The sequence below is a fragment of the Pantoea sp. K16 genome (assembly GCF_048452805.1).
GTDB lineage: Bacteria > Pseudomonadota > Gammaproteobacteria > Enterobacterales > Enterobacteriaceae > Pantoea > Pantoea agglomerans.
On sequence record NZ_JBLWNV010000002.1, the window covers coordinates 290517 to 305445 of the forward strand.

18 protein-coding genes are annotated in these 14929 nt (G+C 58.4%); 6 read left to right on the forward strand and 12 right to left on the reverse strand.

Annotated features, from left to right (window positions below; all coding sequences use genetic code 11):
* Positions 1–10 precede the first annotated feature (10 nt).
* From ACK13D_RS04020 to ACK13D_RS04050, 7 genes are all read right to left on the reverse strand, one after another.
* On the reverse strand, positions 11–1498 hold the full coding sequence (locus ACK13D_RS04020; RefSeq protein ID WP_418795761.1) for an FGGY family carbohydrate kinase: 1488 nt from the start codon (positions 1496–1498) through the stop codon (positions 11–13).
* A gap of 2 nt (positions 1499–1500) precedes the next feature.
* A complete protein-coding gene (locus ACK13D_RS04025) occupies positions 1501–2445 on the reverse strand; it encodes a transketolase family protein (protein WP_010669881.1) in 945 nt (314 codons plus the stop codon).
* Positions 2438–3268, reverse strand: coding sequence for a transketolase (locus ACK13D_RS04030; RefSeq protein WP_010246187.1), 831 nt, complete (start codon positions 3266–3268; stop codon positions 2438–2440). Before ACK13D_RS04030 ends, ACK13D_RS04025 begins: the two co-directional genes overlap by 8 nt.
* Before the next feature lie 189 nt (positions 3269–3457).
* Entirely contained in the window at positions 3458–4564 is a 1107-nt protein-coding gene (locus ACK13D_RS04035) for an ABC transporter permease (RefSeq protein WP_010246189.1), read from the reverse strand.
* A 2-nt stretch (positions 4565–4566) separates the two neighbouring features.
* Positions 4567–6081 (reverse strand): sugar ABC transporter ATP-binding protein, encoded by a 1515-nt coding sequence (locus ACK13D_RS04040; RefSeq protein WP_022625834.1) that lies wholly within the window; start codon positions 6079–6081, stop codon positions 4567–4569.
* Positions 6081–6680, reverse strand: coding sequence for a DUF2291 family protein (locus tag ACK13D_RS04045; RefSeq protein WP_033771476.1), 600 nt, complete (start codon positions 6678–6680; stop codon positions 6081–6083). The genes ACK13D_RS04040 and ACK13D_RS04045 overlap by 1 nt, the downstream gene beginning before the upstream one ends.
* A 2-nt stretch (positions 6681–6682) precedes the next feature.
* Positions 6683–7624 carry a D-ribose ABC transporter substrate-binding protein gene (locus ACK13D_RS04050; protein ID WP_010246199.1) on the reverse strand — a complete coding sequence of 314 codons (942 nt, stop codon included), beginning with the start codon at positions 7622–7624 and terminating at the stop codon, positions 6683–6685.
* 183 nt (positions 7625–7807) lie between these two features.
* Here ACK13D_RS04050 and ACK13D_RS04055 point away from each other — a divergent pair, with 183 nt between their 5' ends.
* Complete coding sequence (locus tag ACK13D_RS04055; protein WP_236351818.1) at positions 7808–8782, forward strand: sugar-binding transcriptional regulator; 975 nt, start codon at positions 7808–7810, stop codon at positions 8780–8782.
* Here ACK13D_RS04055 and emtA read toward each other — a convergent pair.
* Positions 8775–9404, reverse strand: coding sequence for a membrane-bound lytic murein transglycosylase EmtA (gene emtA / locus ACK13D_RS04060; RefSeq protein WP_010246204.1), 630 nt, complete (start codon positions 9402–9404; stop codon positions 8775–8777). The two genes, ACK13D_RS04055 and emtA, sit on opposite strands and share 8 nt — an antisense overlap.
* A 164-nt stretch (positions 9405–9568) precedes the next feature.
* Here emtA and ldcA point away from each other — a divergent pair, with 164 nt between their 5' ends.
* Both ldcA and ACK13D_RS04070 read left to right on the forward strand, forming a co-directional pair.
* The gene (ldcA, locus tag ACK13D_RS04065) at positions 9569–10492 is read left to right on the forward strand and encodes a muramoyltetrapeptide carboxypeptidase (protein ID WP_236352277.1); all 924 of its coding nucleotides are present in this window, start codon (positions 9569–9571) and stop codon (positions 10490–10492) included.
* A 22-nt stretch (positions 10493–10514) separates the two neighbouring features.
* A complete protein-coding gene (locus ACK13D_RS04070) occupies positions 10515–11177 on the forward strand; it encodes an MBL fold metallo-hydrolase (RefSeq protein ID WP_010246210.1) in 663 nt (220 codons plus the stop codon).
* On the opposite strand, the gene ACK13D_RS04075 is transcribed toward ACK13D_RS04070, so the two are convergent.
* The 3 genes from ACK13D_RS04075 to ACK13D_RS04085 all read right to left on the reverse strand — a co-directional run bounded on the left by ACK13D_RS04075 (position 11178) and on the right by ACK13D_RS04085 (position 12353).
* Positions 11178–11591 carry a GNAT family N-acetyltransferase gene (locus ACK13D_RS04075; RefSeq protein ID WP_010669877.1) on the reverse strand — a complete coding sequence of 138 codons (414 nt, stop codon included), beginning with the start codon at positions 11589–11591 and terminating at the stop codon, positions 11178–11180.
* A 14-nt stretch (positions 11592–11605) separates the two neighbouring features.
* Positions 11606–11989 (reverse strand): hypothetical protein, encoded by a 384-nt coding sequence (locus ACK13D_RS04080; protein WP_033757330.1) that lies wholly within the window; start codon positions 11987–11989, stop codon positions 11606–11608.
* A gap of 184 nt (positions 11990–12173) precedes the next feature.
* Positions 12174–12353, reverse strand: a complete 180-nt coding sequence (locus ACK13D_RS04085) for a hypothetical protein (protein ID WP_010246220.1) — start codon at positions 12351–12353, stop codon at positions 12174–12176.
* A 214-nt stretch (positions 12354–12567) separates the two neighbouring features.
* Here ACK13D_RS04085 and ACK13D_RS04090 point away from each other — a divergent pair, with 214 nt between their 5' ends.
* From ACK13D_RS04090 to ACK13D_RS04100, 3 genes are all read left to right on the forward strand, one after another.
* Positions 12568–12897 (forward strand): hypothetical protein, encoded by a 330-nt coding sequence (locus ACK13D_RS04090; RefSeq protein WP_010246223.1) that lies wholly within the window; start codon positions 12568–12570, stop codon positions 12895–12897.
* A 61-nt stretch (positions 12898–12958) separates the two neighbouring features.
* Positions 12959–13516: a hypothetical protein gene (locus ACK13D_RS04095; RefSeq protein WP_236352278.1), complete on the forward strand. Its 558-nt coding sequence runs from the start codon at positions 12959–12961 to the stop codon at positions 13514–13516.
* A gap of 23 nt (positions 13517–13539) precedes the next feature.
* On the forward strand, positions 13540–14550 hold the full coding sequence (locus tag ACK13D_RS04100) for a Ppx/GppA phosphatase family protein (RefSeq protein ID WP_236351819.1): 1011 nt from the start codon (positions 13540–13542) through the stop codon (positions 14548–14550).
* A 20-nt stretch (positions 14551–14570) separates the two neighbouring features.
* Here ACK13D_RS04100 and ACK13D_RS04105 read toward each other — a convergent pair whose 3' ends face one another.
* Entirely contained in the window at positions 14571–14783 is a 213-nt protein-coding gene (locus tag ACK13D_RS04105) for a DUF2767 family protein (protein ID WP_010246232.1), read from the reverse strand.
* Between the last annotated feature and the right edge of the window lie 146 nt (positions 14784–14929).

Consider the following 14929-nt stretch of genomic DNA (forward strand, 5'->3'; position numbering starts at 1 on the left):
CGGATAAGGATTAATGTGGCTGATAACGACAGCGTGCAACGGCGTCAATCCAGCCTTTATAGTTTTCCTGCATACGCTGCGCGTGCTCTTCACGCGGCATGATGACGCTGCCGCCCTGCAGCGCCTGCATATCACTGCCCTGCTGCCACCATCCCAGCACTTTGCCTGCCAGCAGTGCCGCGCCCAGCGCGGAGACCTCGGCGGTAGGCACCCGCTGCAACGGCCGCTGTAACACATCCGCCTGTAACTGCATCAGCCAGCTATTTTCGGTGGCGCTGCCATCCACACAGAGCGCCGGAAGCTGCTGGCCGCTGGCCTGCTCCATGGCAAAAAAGACGTCGGCGATTTGCCAGACGATCGACTCCAGCGCCACCCGCGCCAGCACGGCGGGTGTGGCGGCATCCGTCAGTCCGCACACCATGCCGCGCGCCTGCAGATCCCACCAGGGCGCGCCCAGGCCAGAGAGCGCCGGGACAAAATAGATGCCCTGATTATCGTCGCAGCGCTGCGCCATCGCGGTGAGCTCGCGCGGCTCCTGCACGCCGAGCATTCTGCCCAGCCAGGCGGCACCGGAACCGGTGTGGGTAATGTTGCCTTCAAAGGCATAACGCAGCGTGCCGTCGTGCCAGGCTACGGTGGTGCTGAGGCCATTTTCCGTCAGCAGCGGCGTCGCCATGGACATCATCAGTGAAGATCCGGTGCCGTAGGTGGCTTTCACCACTTCAGACTCGCCGCGCCGCTGCGCCTGTAAGGCGGCATGAGAGTCGCCGATGCGCGCCAGAATCGGCGTGCCTGGCGCTAAGCCGGGAATATCACTCACCGCGACCACGCCCTGTTCACTGGCTGAGGCGGTGATGCGCGGCAGCGCGGCGCGCGGCAGTTGAAACAGCGTCAGCAGCTCGTCGTCCCAGTCATTAAGATGCAGGCTGTAGAGTTGAGTACGGGAGGCGTTAGCATGATCGGTAATAAATACCTCGCCCGCGCTGAGCTGCCAGCTGAGCCAGCTGTCGACCGTGCCGATACAGAGCTCACCCGCCGCCGCCCGCGCCACGCCGTCAGGAATGGAGGCCAGCATCCCGGTCAGCTTGGCGGCCGGAAACATCGGGTCAACGGCCAGGCCGGTCAAACCGGTGATGCGAGGTGCTTTGCCCGCCTGACGCAGGTCGCGACAGAGTGACTCGGATCGTCGATCCTGCCAGCTCACCAGCGGCGTCAGCGGCTTGCCGTCACGCCGCTGCCAGATCAGTACCGACTCGCGCTGATTACTGATCGCCACTGCCGCGACAGGCGCGCCACCACAGGCTGCCAGGCAATGGGTAATGGCCTCTTTTACCGCCTGCCAGATCGCCACAGGGTCCTGCTCAGCCAGTCCCGGCTGCGGGTGTTGCAGGGTTAAGCTCTGGCTGCCGCGTGCCACCACGCGGCCATCGCGATCAACCGCAATCGCTTTAGCATTGGTAGTGCCTTCGTCGATCGCCAGAATCAGGGGTCCCACCATGTTTATGCTCCTGCGCAGATGCGCGCTGCACTGTTCACCACGCTACTGGCATCAATGCCATGATGGGCGCGGGTAGAGGCGCGATCGCCGGCAATTGCATATTCCCCATCAGCAATGCCGAGCCGCAACAGCGGGATGCCGCAGCCGCCTTCCGCCAGCACTTCGGCCACCAGGCTGCCGACACCGCCATTAACGTTATGCTCTTCTACGGTAATCACCGCTGGGTAGTGATTTAACAGGTTGCGCAGCTGTTGGGTATCACAAGGTCGAATCGATGGAACCGCGATCACACCGGCTGAAATGCCCTGCTCAGCCAGTTGCTCAGCAGCGTGAACCACCTCGTGAACCGTTGAGCCCATCGCCACCAGTGCGATGTCGCTGCCTTCACGCAGCAGGTCGATCGCGCCCGGCCTGAACTGGTAGCTTTCCTCATGCAGCTGCGGCAGATCTTTGCCATCCAGACGGATATAGACCGGCCCGACATGCTCAAGGGCGTAATCGATGATCTGACGGCACTCCAGCGGGCAGGACGGCGCATAGATCTCGATGTTGCCGAAACCGCGCATCACCGCGATGTCATCAATGCTGTGATGCGTGCTGGCTAACGGGCCATAGCTGGTCCCGGCATTCAGCCCGAACAGTTTGACGTTGGTGTTGTTGTAGCAGACGTCGACTTTTACCTGCTCATTGGCGCGTGACACCAGAAACGGCGCAGCGTTACAGGTCACCGCGACCTTGCCGCCCAGCGCCAGACCGGCCGCCGTGCCCACCAGCGTCTGCTCAGCGATGCCGACGTTAATCAGCCGGTCGGGGAAGGCCTTGATAAAGGGGGCGATTTTGGCCGTCGACGTGGAGTCCGCTACCACCGGCACCAGATCCACACCGCGATTCACCGCGTCGATAAAGGCCGTGACCATGACGCTTGCTAAATGTTGTGCATTACTCATCTTTCAGTTCCTCCAGTGCCAGTGCGATCTCTTCGCCTTTCGGCACCCGGTGATGCCATTCCGCCTTGCTCTGGATAAATGAGACGCCAAATCCCTTCTCGGTATGCGCCACAATCACCTGCGGTTTGCCGTTCTTCGGCAGGTTTTCAATGGTGTCGACCACCGCCGCCATATCATTGCCGTTGCATTCGGTGACCTCCAGCCCGAAGGCGCGCCATTTTTCCGGCAGCGGATCGGTGTTCATGATGTCGCGGGTCGCGCCCGCCAGTTGCAGCTTGTTTTTGTCATTGATGATGATCAGGTTGTCGAGGCCGTAATGCGCCGCCACCAGCGCCGCCTCCCAGTTGCTGCCTTCAGCCAGTTCACCATCGCCGGTCACCACAAAGATGCGGCGCGGGCTGTTATCTTTTTTCGCCGCGATAGCGATGCCCACCGCCACCGGCAGGCCGTGACCCAGCGCGCCAGTATTCAGCTCAACACCCGGCGTTTTCTGCCGTACCGGATGGCCGGGCAGATGCGAGTCGGCATGCTGGTAGGTTGCCAGCCAGTCGGTCGGGAAGTAGCCCGCTTCCGCCAGCACGCAGTAATAACCCCCCACCGCATGCCCTTTGGACTGGATATAGATGTCACGCTGATCGTCGTCTGTGCGATCCGGGGCGCAGTTCAGAATGCGGAAGTAGAGCGCAGTGAGGATCTCTACCTGTGACAGGTCAGCGCCGGTATGACCGCCTGCCGGGCTGCCCGCGTTAAGCTGGATGATGCGGCGGCGGATTGCCCGCGCCCGGCGCTCAAGGTCATCGACCGGAAGATTGAAAGGATTCATACACTACCTCTGAATTTTAAATCGGTTATGAATATATATTCACGTCGGTTAAAAAATTTTGTGCCTGAAAAAAGGGGCTAATAAACTGAACCGCCCTTTGTTCGCTATTCTGCCCGTTAAACCGGGCAGGCCGTCCGCTGCCAGGAATCACTCAGCGGCACCTCCTTTCAGGTTTCACGCACTTCCCCGTCAGGGTTTTGCCGGTGTCCCCTCCTCGATTAACGCTTTCTGAGCCACCACGGCCGCCTTCTGCTGCATCCGGCTCTGGGTCTGGTCGATGATCACCGCAATGATAATCACGATGCCTTTGATCACCATCTGCCAGAATTCACTGACACCCATCATGATCAGGCCATCCGCCAGAAAGCCAATAACGAACGCACCAATCAGCGTGCCGAGGATGGTGCCGCGTCCGCCCGCCAGTGACGTGCCACCCAGCACCACGGCAGCAATGGCATTCATCTCAAATGCGGTGCCGTTAGCCGGATGGCTGGCGACCAGTTGCGATGAGACCACGATGCCAGCAATCGCCGCGCAGAATCCCGACAGGGTGTAGACCAGAATTTTTACCTGCCGGGTTTTCACACCCGACAGTTCAGCGGCACGTTCATTGTCGCCGATGGCATAGACCTGACGGCCAAACGGCAGGCGACGGGCGATGTAGGCGATCACCAGCGCCAGCACCACCATCATCCAGATGGCGTAAGGCAGCCCGAGAAAGGTTCCGGCACCAATCCGATCGAAACCGGTGTTGCCCAGCAGCGGATTCCCCTGCAGACCGGGAAAGGTCTCGCCGCCGGAGGTAAGCATCGCCGCGCCGCGCAGGATGTACATGGTGCCGAGGGTGCAGATAAAGGGGGCCACGTTGTAGCGGGTAATGATCCAGCCGTTGCCCGCGCCAATCAGCGCGCCGATCAGCAGCACCACCGGCACTATCACCCAGACGCTGGGGAAGATGGCGATGCCAAACATCGGCAGCACAATGCCTTTGGTAATCAGCCAGCCGGCGATCATGCCGCACAGTCCCAGCGTCGCCCCAATCGACAGGTCAATTCCCGCCGTGATAATGACAAAGGTGATGCCCAGCGCCAGAAAGGCGTTGATGGCGATATGTTTCACCATGATCACCAGGCTGCCGGTGGCGAGAAAGTCCGGCACGGTGATGGCGAAGAAGCCGACGATCAGAATCAGCGCAATAAAAGTGCGCAGCTTCAGAAGCAGCAGCAGAATGCTTTCACGTGAACTGAACGCCTTAGCCGGAAGTGTGGTCAGCGCGACGCTGTCATTGCTTTTCATGCTCAGAACCCCTGCGCACTTGCTTTCACCAGCGCTGCCTCTTCCGCCTGGTCGCGGGGAAGATCAGCCGTAAGTTTGCCGCCCGACATCACCAGGATGCGATCGGCTACCGCCATAATCTCTTTCAGGTCCGAGGTGGAGAAGAGAACTGCAATGCCCTGCTGCGACAGCGCCACCATCATGCGAAATACCTCTGCTTTTGCACCGACATCAATGCCGCGACTCGGCTCATCCAGCAACAGCAGACGCGGATTGGTCAGCAGCGCGCGGCCAATCACTACTTTCTGCTGATTGCCACCACTCAGCGCGCTGATGGCCACGTCCGGCGAGGAGATTTTGATCGCCAGGTTGCCCACCGTCTGGCTTACCGCCTGCTGCTCCGCCTGATGGGCAATGGCAAAGCGATGCGACAGACGCCGCCACAGGCTGGCGATGGTGAGATTACTGGCGACCGATGACACCGGGAAAATCCCGGCGCGTTTGCGATCTTCCGGCACCAGACTCATGCCCATGCGGATACGGTCAGCGGTGGGCAGACGGGTCGGCAGCGGTTTGCTGTCGAGCCACAGCTTGCCCAGATAGTGACGCTGACTGCCAAGCAGACACTCAAACAGCTCGGTGCGGCCTGCGCCCATCAGCCCGTAAATCCCGACAATTTCCCCGGCCCGCACCTGAAAACTGACGTCATCCACCAGGGTATTGCCATTGGGGCTGACGCAGGTAATGTGCTGCGCCTCCAGCACCGGCGCGCCAAACTCACGCGCTTCCGGCAGGAAGGTGGTGACCGGTTCACTGCCCAGCATCTCACGCACGATCCACGGCACATCGATGCTGCTGACCGGCGCTTCGGCCTGAAAGCGCCCGTCGCGCAGAATGGTGATCACGTCGCCAATTGCCATCAGCTCTTCCAGCCGGTGGGAGATGTAAATCACGGTAACGCCCTGCTGCGTCAGGTCGCGGATCACCCGGAACAGGATCTCCACTTCGGTTTTGCTCAGCGCCGAGGTCGGCTCGTCGAGGATCAGGATGTCCGCATCTTCCGCCAGCGCTTTGGCAATCTCGACCAGCTGCTGCTGACCCACTTTGAGATTACCGACCCGCTCATGGGGTGAAATCGGCTGATCGAGGCGCGCCATCAGCGCGGCGGTGCGGCGAGCCTGCTCTGCCTCGTTGATCGGGGCCAAGCCGCGCTGGATCTCCCGGCCCAGAAACAGGTTTTCAGCCACCGTCAGGTTCTCAAACAGATTCAGCTCCTGGTGCACCATGCCGATGCCGTGCCGGGCGGCGTCACGGGTGCTGCTCAGCGTCAGCGGCTCGCCATTCAGGAACAGCGAACCGGCCGTGGGCTGCTGTACCCCGGCCAGAATTTTCATCAGGGTCGATTTTCCCGCCCCATTCTCACCGATGATGACGTTAACTTTGCCGCGCCAGACCCGATAGTCGACGCGATCCAGCGCCAGCGTGCCGGGAAACAGCATCGATATCTGTTCGGCCCGCAGAATGATCTCATCGTCCATCAGGGCGTCCCCCGCTTCAGCTCAACCGCTACCACATCTTCAACGCTGTTCTGCCCGATGGTTACGGCCAGCAGCGCCTGCACCGGCTGGTTGACCCAGCTGGCATCCAGCGGTGGCAGTTGCTTCACCGCGTGACGGTTCAGCGCCCGCGTCAGCTGGGCGTACTGCACCTGATTGGTAAACTCTTCGAAACGGAAACCGGCGGCATCCCGGATAGCGTTACTGCGCAGCACCGGCCCGACACTGACCGCCACCGGCTTGCCGTTAATCATCAGCGTCAGCGTGCGTTCACGCGGGTTACTCTCATCAAAGGCGCTGGCTGTCCCCCCGGCTCGCACGAAGACGCTTTCGCGCCCGCCGGGTTTGACCGTCTGACTTTTCGCCTCCATGTCGGCCCAGCTCAGCGCATGGCTGTTCGCGGTGGTCATCACGCGCGGCTGCCAGGTCTCTTCCGCAATCTGCTGCGGTGTCTGGGTGGTATAGCTGGGTTTCGCGTGCGGATCCTTCGGCAGGATCGGCTTACCGTCCGCATCCAGATCCACCACGGTGCAGGCGCTGAGTAGCGCCATACCGGTCAATACCGCCAGCATCCGTTTCATGGTTATTTCGCCAGGTTGAAGTTTTTCAACTTAGCGGCGTTGCTGTCGTCAATCAGCACGCAGTCCATCAGCTGCTTCTCCTGTTTCTGCGCTTTGCCGTTCTTCAGGTAGTAATCCGCCTGCGTGACCGCCATCTGCGCCTGATCCCAGCCCGGCTGCAGCACCGTCGCTTTAATATTGCCTTTGTTGAGGATCGAATCCCGGGTGTAGTCGCTGCCATCAAAGCCCACCACGATCACCGATGTTTTCCCGGCGGCTTTCAGCGCGGCTTCGGCACCCAGCGCCATGGTGTCGTTACCGGAGATGACGCCCACGATGTTGGGGTGTTTCTGCAGCAGGGTTTCCATGCGGCTGAAGGCTTCGGTCTGGCTCCAGTTGGCGCTCTGCTGAGCCACCATTTTCATGTCGCTGTAGTCATCCAGCACATCGTGATAGCCCTGCGACCGCACGCCCGCGTTGGTGTCAGACTCTTTGCCCAGCAGTTCAACATAGTCCCCTTTGCCGCCCAGCAATTTCGCAAATTTCTCCGCGCCCAGCTGCGCCCCCTGATAGTTGTTAGAGACGATCTGCGCTACCGCGATGCCGGTTTTGTTGATCTCCCGGTCAATCAGGAAGGTCGGGATCCCGGCATCTTTGGCTTTCTGCACCGGCCCGACGGTGGCGTCGGCACCAGCGTTATCAAGAATGATCGCTTTGGCTTTGCGCGCAATCGCGGTCTCAATCAGCTGGTTTTGCTTGTTTACGTCATCATCGTGCGACGCCACCAGCGTGGCGTAACCCAGCTCTTTGGCTTTCGCTAAGGCCCCTTCCGCCTCGGCTTTAAAGAACGGGTTGTCATGGGATGGGGTGATAATCGCCAGCAGGCCTTGCTCTGCCGCCAGCGCGGTCGCTGAAAAGGCGAGCATCGATGCGAGCAGGGTCAGTTTGATCAGAGGACGAGTCATTATTTTTCTCCGCTTGAATATATATTCACACGCGATTTTATATGCATAATGACTATGCGCCCGCGCTGACGTGCCGTCCAATGCGCGATCGTCAAAAAGCGAAAACGATCACAAATTAGCCTGCGTTGTGATTTTGATCATCCTGGTTAACAATACCGGGCAGAATCAGAGAGGGAAAAACCGATGGCAAAACAGGATGAACAGCGACTGATGGTGAAGATTGCCACCCTTTACTATGTCGAAGGGTTGAAGCAGTCAGAGATTGCGCAGTCGCTGACCTTATCGCAGTCGTTTGTCTCACGCATTCTTAATCGCAGCGTGAAAGAAGGTGTGGTCAAGATCAGCGTGGTGCCACCAGCCAACATCTACCCTGAGCTGGAAAAGGCCATTGAGCAGACCTATAACCTGCCGCAGGCGATTGTGGTGGATGTGCCGGACCAGGCGTCGTCGCTGCAGATTAAGCAGGCGATTGGATCGGCGGCCGCTCACTATCTGGAGACCCGACTGCGAAACGATGAGCTGATTGGTATTTCGTCATGGAGCGGCACGATCCGGGCGATGGTTGATGCGCTGCATCCGCTCAACAGCGCCTGCAAAGGGGTGATCCAGCTGCTGGGTGGCGTCGGGGCTAACGGCAATGTGCAGGCCACGATTCTGACGCAAAATCTGGCGGCGCTGCTGAACTGCCCCGCCTGGCTGCTGCCGTCGCAGTCGATTGAGCATTCGGTCAGCGATCGCCAGCGGCTCTCTGCCAACGCGGAGGTCGCTGAGGTGCTGAGTAAATTTGAGCAGGTCGACCTGGCGATTGTCGGCATTGGCGATCTGGAGCCGTCGGCGCTGTTACGTAATTCGGGCAACTACTACGATGGCAGGATGCTGCAAACGCTGGCGGCGCGCGGTGCGGTAGGCGATATCTGTCTGCACTATTTCGACGCCTGCGGACAGCCGGTGCTGAAAGCAGAAGAAGATCCGGTGATTGGTATGGAGCTGGCACAGGTAAAACAGTGTCCACAGGTGGTCGGGCTGGCAGGCGGAAGAGAGAAAGCCCAGGCGATTCGCGGTGCGCTGCTGGGCGGCTACATCAAGGTGCTGATCATCGACTATCCCACGGCGCGGCTACTGCTCACGCCGCAGGATTCATCACAACCGGTCAGATAGTGCGGTAAGCCGTGGTGACTTTCCACAGATAGCGCGGGGCCTGCGCCGCCGGATGCTTGTTCTGCACATGCTGATAGAACTCATCCGGTGACATCGCATTGATCATCGCAATGGCCCGATCGCGATCGCTGGAGAAAGTCCGCAGTAACGCCCCTGCGCCGTTGGCATAAGAGACGATGGTGGCATAGCGCAGGGTCAGCGGATCGCGGATGCCCGACAGCGCGGAGTTCTGCAGAATGCGGATATAGGCGGTGCCGATATCAATATTTTTGGCCGGATCGCGCAACTCGGCATTCGACGGCTGACCACGACGGCCCAGCGTGCGATAGACTTCGCGCCCGGCGGTCGAAGCTTTAATCTGCATCAGCCCCACCGCATTTGAACGGCTCACCACGCCCGGATTTCCACCCGACTCGACACTGATAATGGCGCTGATCAACTTCTCATCAACGCCATAATGACTGGCGGCATCTTCGGTAAACATCGCCCAGGTGCCATTGACGCTGGACGGCGGTGCCTGAGTTAATGGCGTGTTGCGCTGCTTAACGGCATGGTGCGGTGGCTCGCTGGCACAGCCGGTCAGGAGTAACGCTGAGAGTATAAGGTGTCGGATTTTCAGCAATTTTTCATCTCGTAGCTGTTGTGGCGAATGCTATCATACCCAGGCAGCCTGAGAGCAAAATTACCGTTTATCCTAAATGCATGAAAATGCGGCGCGTACCGTGACTTCAGCGGCGCTTTTCGCCATCATCGCCGTCAGTCAGGCGCTAACAGCAGGAAAGTATGATGATTTCACGTTCAGTTCGTCTTATCTCCCCCTCCGGTTACTGTCACAATCAGTCTGCGGCGCTGCAGGGCATTGCACGACTGCGTGCGGCCGGCCATCAGGTAGAGAACGAGCAGGTGATCACCCGCCGTTTTCAGCGCTTCGCCGGTACGGACGCGGAGCGCCTGGCGGATATCAACCAGCTTGCCAGTCTCAGCACGCTGCCCGATGTGGTGCTGGCGGTGCGAGGCGGTTATGGTGCCAGCCGGTTACTGGATTCCATCGACTACATCGGCCTGCAACGCCGTCTGCTGAATCAGCCGCTGGCGCTGTGCGGCCACAGCGACTTCACCGCGATTCAGCTGGCGCTGCTGTCGCAGGTCGGCCTGATTACCTTCAGCGCACCGATGCTGGCCGGTAACTTCGGCGCCGCGACCTTATCTGAATTTACCCTTCACCACTTCTGGCAGGCACTGACTTCACCTACAGTAGAGGTGACATGGCAAAGCGAAACGCCTGACGAGGGTGAATGGCAGGGTACGCTGTGGGGCGGGAATCTGGCGATGATCTGCTCACTGATTGGCACGCCGTGGATGCCGCAGTTTGAGAACGGCATTCTGGTGATTGAGGATGTGAATGAGCATCCGTTCCGCATTGAACGCATGCTGATTCAGCTGCAGCAGAGCGGCATTCTGGCGCGACAGCGGGCGATCGTTACCGGCAGCTTCACCAGTACAGCCCTGACAGAATATGACAACGGGTTTGACTTCAGTACCGTCTGGCAGCGACTGCGTGACACCACCGGTCTGCCGCTGATTTGTGGATTAGATTTTGGTCATGCCGCTGACACCGTAACACTGCCTTTGGGTGCCAGCGCACGATTAGCGGTCAGCCAGGGCCACGCCCGTTTGCAGGCGACCGGGCATCCCGTCCTGCGGGAATAGCGTTTGTTTCAGGAGATCGACATTGAAGCCGTTGTATGACGATTTGTGGATCTCAACCCCGGAATTTCCGGTGGAAGATGCCGTTAATGACCTGATGATGCATGGCTTTATGCTGCGTCACCCTCGCGGCAATCTGTTGATTGGCCGCGTAGAAAATCCGCTCGATCATGAAGTCATGGCCGATACCGGCGGCGTGATCCGCCACTACCTCACCCACTGGCATGAATCCGCGCCCGGTGCGGCGCTGATCCAGCAGCGCTTCAGCAGCGCACTTTACTGCCATAGCCGATCGCTGGGCCCCATCAGCCGTTTTGCTGAGCCTGATGACACCTTTTCGCAGCAGGAGACGCACTTCGGGGATTTCCATCTGCTGCCAACGCCAGGACACACACCGGGCAGTTGCAGCTATCTCTACACCTCGCCGCTGGGGCTGACCTATCTGTTTGTTGGCGATACCGTGACGCGTTCGCATGACCGCTGGATCACGGTGCTGGTGCCGGACAGTAATCCGGCTGAGCTGAGCCAGACGCTGGAGTTTTACCGCTCCCTGCGTCCCGACGTGGTGCTGATGAGTACCACGCGCGGGCATCTCTCCTGGAAAAAAGTTACGCTGCAGAGCTGGCTGGCCGCGATTGATGAAGCAGAACAGCATCCGCTGGATTTGCGTCAGCAACCATTATTCTGATTACAGGGCTTTCGTCAGATAGTGGCGCTGATGATGCCGCGGATAGTTATCCAGGCTAAAGCGCAGCGTATAGCCGAGCTTTTCATAAAATGGTCGCGCCTGAAAACTGGCGGTATCCACCTGGGCAAAGCGGCAGCCGCGATCCCGCGCCTCCTGCTCTGCCGCCTGCATCAGCTTACTGCCCGCCCCCTGCCCGCGTAGCGCCTCACTCACCCACAGCATATCAATCCGCAGCCAGTTTCCGGCGGTTGATCCGGTCAGTCCGGCCAGCTTTCTGCCCTGGTCATCACGAATAAACACGCCGATCGATCTGATCTCATCAATATTAATATATTTGCTGTTGAACGCAGTCAGACCCAGCCTGACTTCATCCAGATCCTGCGTTGTGACCTTATCGGTAATCTCGGGTTGCATAGTGGCTCCGTGGGTTAAGTATCGGAGTGCTGACGATCGTCGTAGCGCTCCAGGCTCAACGCATCAACATCGCGTTTTTCGCTGCGGCTGCAGGGCAGCAGTTTATCGCTGTCGCGGTAGACAAAAAAGGTCGCCTGGTTGCGCTGGTTCACAATCAGCTGATCGCCATTGCGAAAGCGGGTAATCGCCACCTTATCACCCGCCTCTAAACGGGTACGCTGCTGACCGGCGGCAATCTGGAAATGCCCCGGCGGCCACATTAACGTGGTTAACCCATATTCGGCACGCGAAACGGTCATGGTTGTCCGGCCGGGACAGTTAAGCTGAAATTCCGTCTCGCTCCAGGCGGGTGCGATGTGACAGGCCAGCAGGCCCAGGGCAATTAACGCTGCCTTCATGCTGTGTCTCCGCTGATTTTATTGAGGTTTTTTAGCTTAACACATCACAGGACGGAGAAGGGACGCGGGGCAACCCGCAGCAAGACCATTGAAAGATAGAATCGGCGTGCGAAGAAATCTGAAAGTTGAGAAAAAATAAAGTAATCCGGCCAGCGTAACAGGCTGCCACACTGACCGGATATGATTATTCGGCTGCTACCTCGGCGGCCACTAACATCAGTGCCAGCCCGGCATTCTCGCTATCATAAGCCTGCATTGCTGCACGTATATCCGCTGAACAAGCGATCACCTGTTGCTTCTTATCGGCTTCTAACTGGTCAATCGCATGGCGAATAATCATTAGACTTGCTTCTTCTTCGTTCATCATTTATCCCTGAATTTGCCTAAGTGGTGCGCAAAGGAGCCAAGAATAACGTTTATTGATAAGCAAAGTCACCCTTTTACATTCCTGTTGCTTAACGATTAAACAAATCACAAACAGGAAGCGCAGCGTAAACTGCTATGATTAAGTAATCAGTGACGCAGCAGGATAGACTCTGCGCCACGAAACTCCCAGGGATTGAAGCAGGTAGAAAATCATGATGCGTCTCAGCATTTTTATCCTCATCGCGATGGTGACTGGATGTTCATCTGGCCCGAAAGGGGTGGAATGTCCGGGTGAGGTCTCGACAATTTATGGTCAGTCGATGGGGCATACCCAGGGCGTGATTTTTGATCTGGTTAATAGCTTCACCGTGACCCGGGATAAGGTCAGCGTTAAGAGTGGCCCGCTGCAGTCGCTGGATCGCTTTAAATATGTTCCCTCCGCCGTCACGCCTGAGGGCTATTACGCGCAGCGCCTGTCAGATAAGCAGTTCCGCCTGATCAACCCTTACCAGGACACCCAAATCACCTGGACCTGTCCATAAGGGATGAATCCTGCTGCCAGATGGTTTATTGTCAGGAAACGTCAAGCAGCAGGTCTCCCCGATGGAAAAGCGTCTGGATAACAACGGTTATATCGACTTCCCCTTCCCCGCCACCCGCAATGCGGATGGCTCCGTGAATCCCTGTGGCTTTGATCTGACGCTGGAAACCGGTCGTCTTGAGGAGATCGCGGTGCTGAAACATTCAGTGAATCTGCGGCGGCTGGTCGAGGAGATCAATCTGCAGGAGGGGCTGTTTATGACCTTGGCCTGCGACTGGCAGCAGCAGGCAGATGCGGTCTGTGGCTTTATCGATGTGGCTTTTCGTCCCGACCTGCCGCAACACGGCTTTGAGGAGACGCTGCAGCTGGAAGCGAACTTTTATCGCTACCTGACCGGGCAGGAGCAGCAACATCAGATGCCCGCGGAGACGCTGGTCAATTATGCCCGTTCGGTACTCGACTGGAGCTGGTCGCCGTTGCGCCAGCGTCAGCGCGATTATGAAAAGATCACTATTCAGTTCTATTGCCCACAGGCGGATGACGCCGAATGGTGTTTTGATCATCTGCGTCACTTCCTGGTGAGCGTCTATCCGGCCTGCGTCGCCGCCCGTTCACTCTGATCTTCATTGCCCCCGGAGTCGCTATGCGTTCTGCTGCGCTGTCTGCTGTCACGCTGTTCTGCTCACTGTTTTTTGCCGCTGCTGCCCAGGCCGATCGCTGCCAGCAAATTCGCGCCGGTCTGGATATCGGTTCCGGCACCACCAAAATTGCGGTAGCCCGTGTCAATGCCTGCCAGCTGCGCATCGAAAAGATGCTGTATCAGGATCAGCGCGCCGTGGCCTGGAACGAGGCCTTAGCGCATTCAACAGATAATCAGCTCAGCCCGGCGATGACTCATGAAGGTGCCGCCGCCCTGCAGCAGCTTTTAACGCAGGCACGGCGCTTTCATCCACAGCGGATCAGCGGCGTTGCCACTGCGGTGTTCCGCAACGCCAGCAACGGACAGGCGGTCATCGATCAGTTGCAGCGCCAGACCGGTGCGCAAATCAGCATCATCTCGCAGCAGCAGGAAGCGAAACTCGGTTTCCTCTCTGCTAAAGCCGCGCTTAACGATCCGGCGATCCGTGATGAGCAACTGCTGGTCTGGGATATTGGTGGGGGATCGATGCAGATGACTGCCTGGCGACAGCAGGCGGGTCAGCCGGTTGCGGATATCTATCAGGGCAAACTGGCCTCGGTGACGCTGAAAAACTTTATTCTGACGGTGCTGAAGAACAGCCCGGAGGCCAAATCCCCTAATCCGATTGGCTCCTGGCGGCAGTCGGTGCTGCGCTTTGTGCAATTTTATGCCGCTAATGAGGTCAGTCCGCAGATTAAACAGGATCTGGCGAGCCGTCGGGTCATTGGCATCGGCGGCGTCCATGGTTTTTCAATCCGCAATCAGTTACCGGGCAAACCCCATCGTTACAGCCTGACGACATTAAGTCAGCTGTCGCAGCAGCAGGTCTGGAAAGGCGACAGTGAACTCCCGGGCGACTACCGGGCCACTGATGTCAGCAATCTCTTACTGGTTGAAGGTTATATGCAGGCGCTGAAAATTAATGAGGTTACGATTGTTGAGGCCAGTCTGATTCAGGGCGTGCTGCTGCAGTAGCGCAGCGTTTCCGCACTATGCTAAACCTCAGGCTTAATCAGCCGGATAGCATGATCCAGCATCCGCTGCTCATCCCGTTCACTGTGGGCCCGCTGCTGACGTATACGTTTAAGCAGGTCGTAGATTTCGCCACGGCGGGTGTCATGGCCGCGCTCCGACAGCACAATGACCGCATCGCCAATGACCCGGCAGACTTCGTCATAGTCGTCATCATTCAGTGCATCACGTTTCATTGCTTATCCTCCGGCTGTAGCTTTGGCTATGGCTGTGGCAGCGCCTGAGTGCGCCTCTCTTTCCAAAGGCTAGACAGTAAATCCCTTACCCGCAAACGCAGCGCCATTAACAGCCAGAAATGATTTTTTAGCCCATTTTCCTCCGC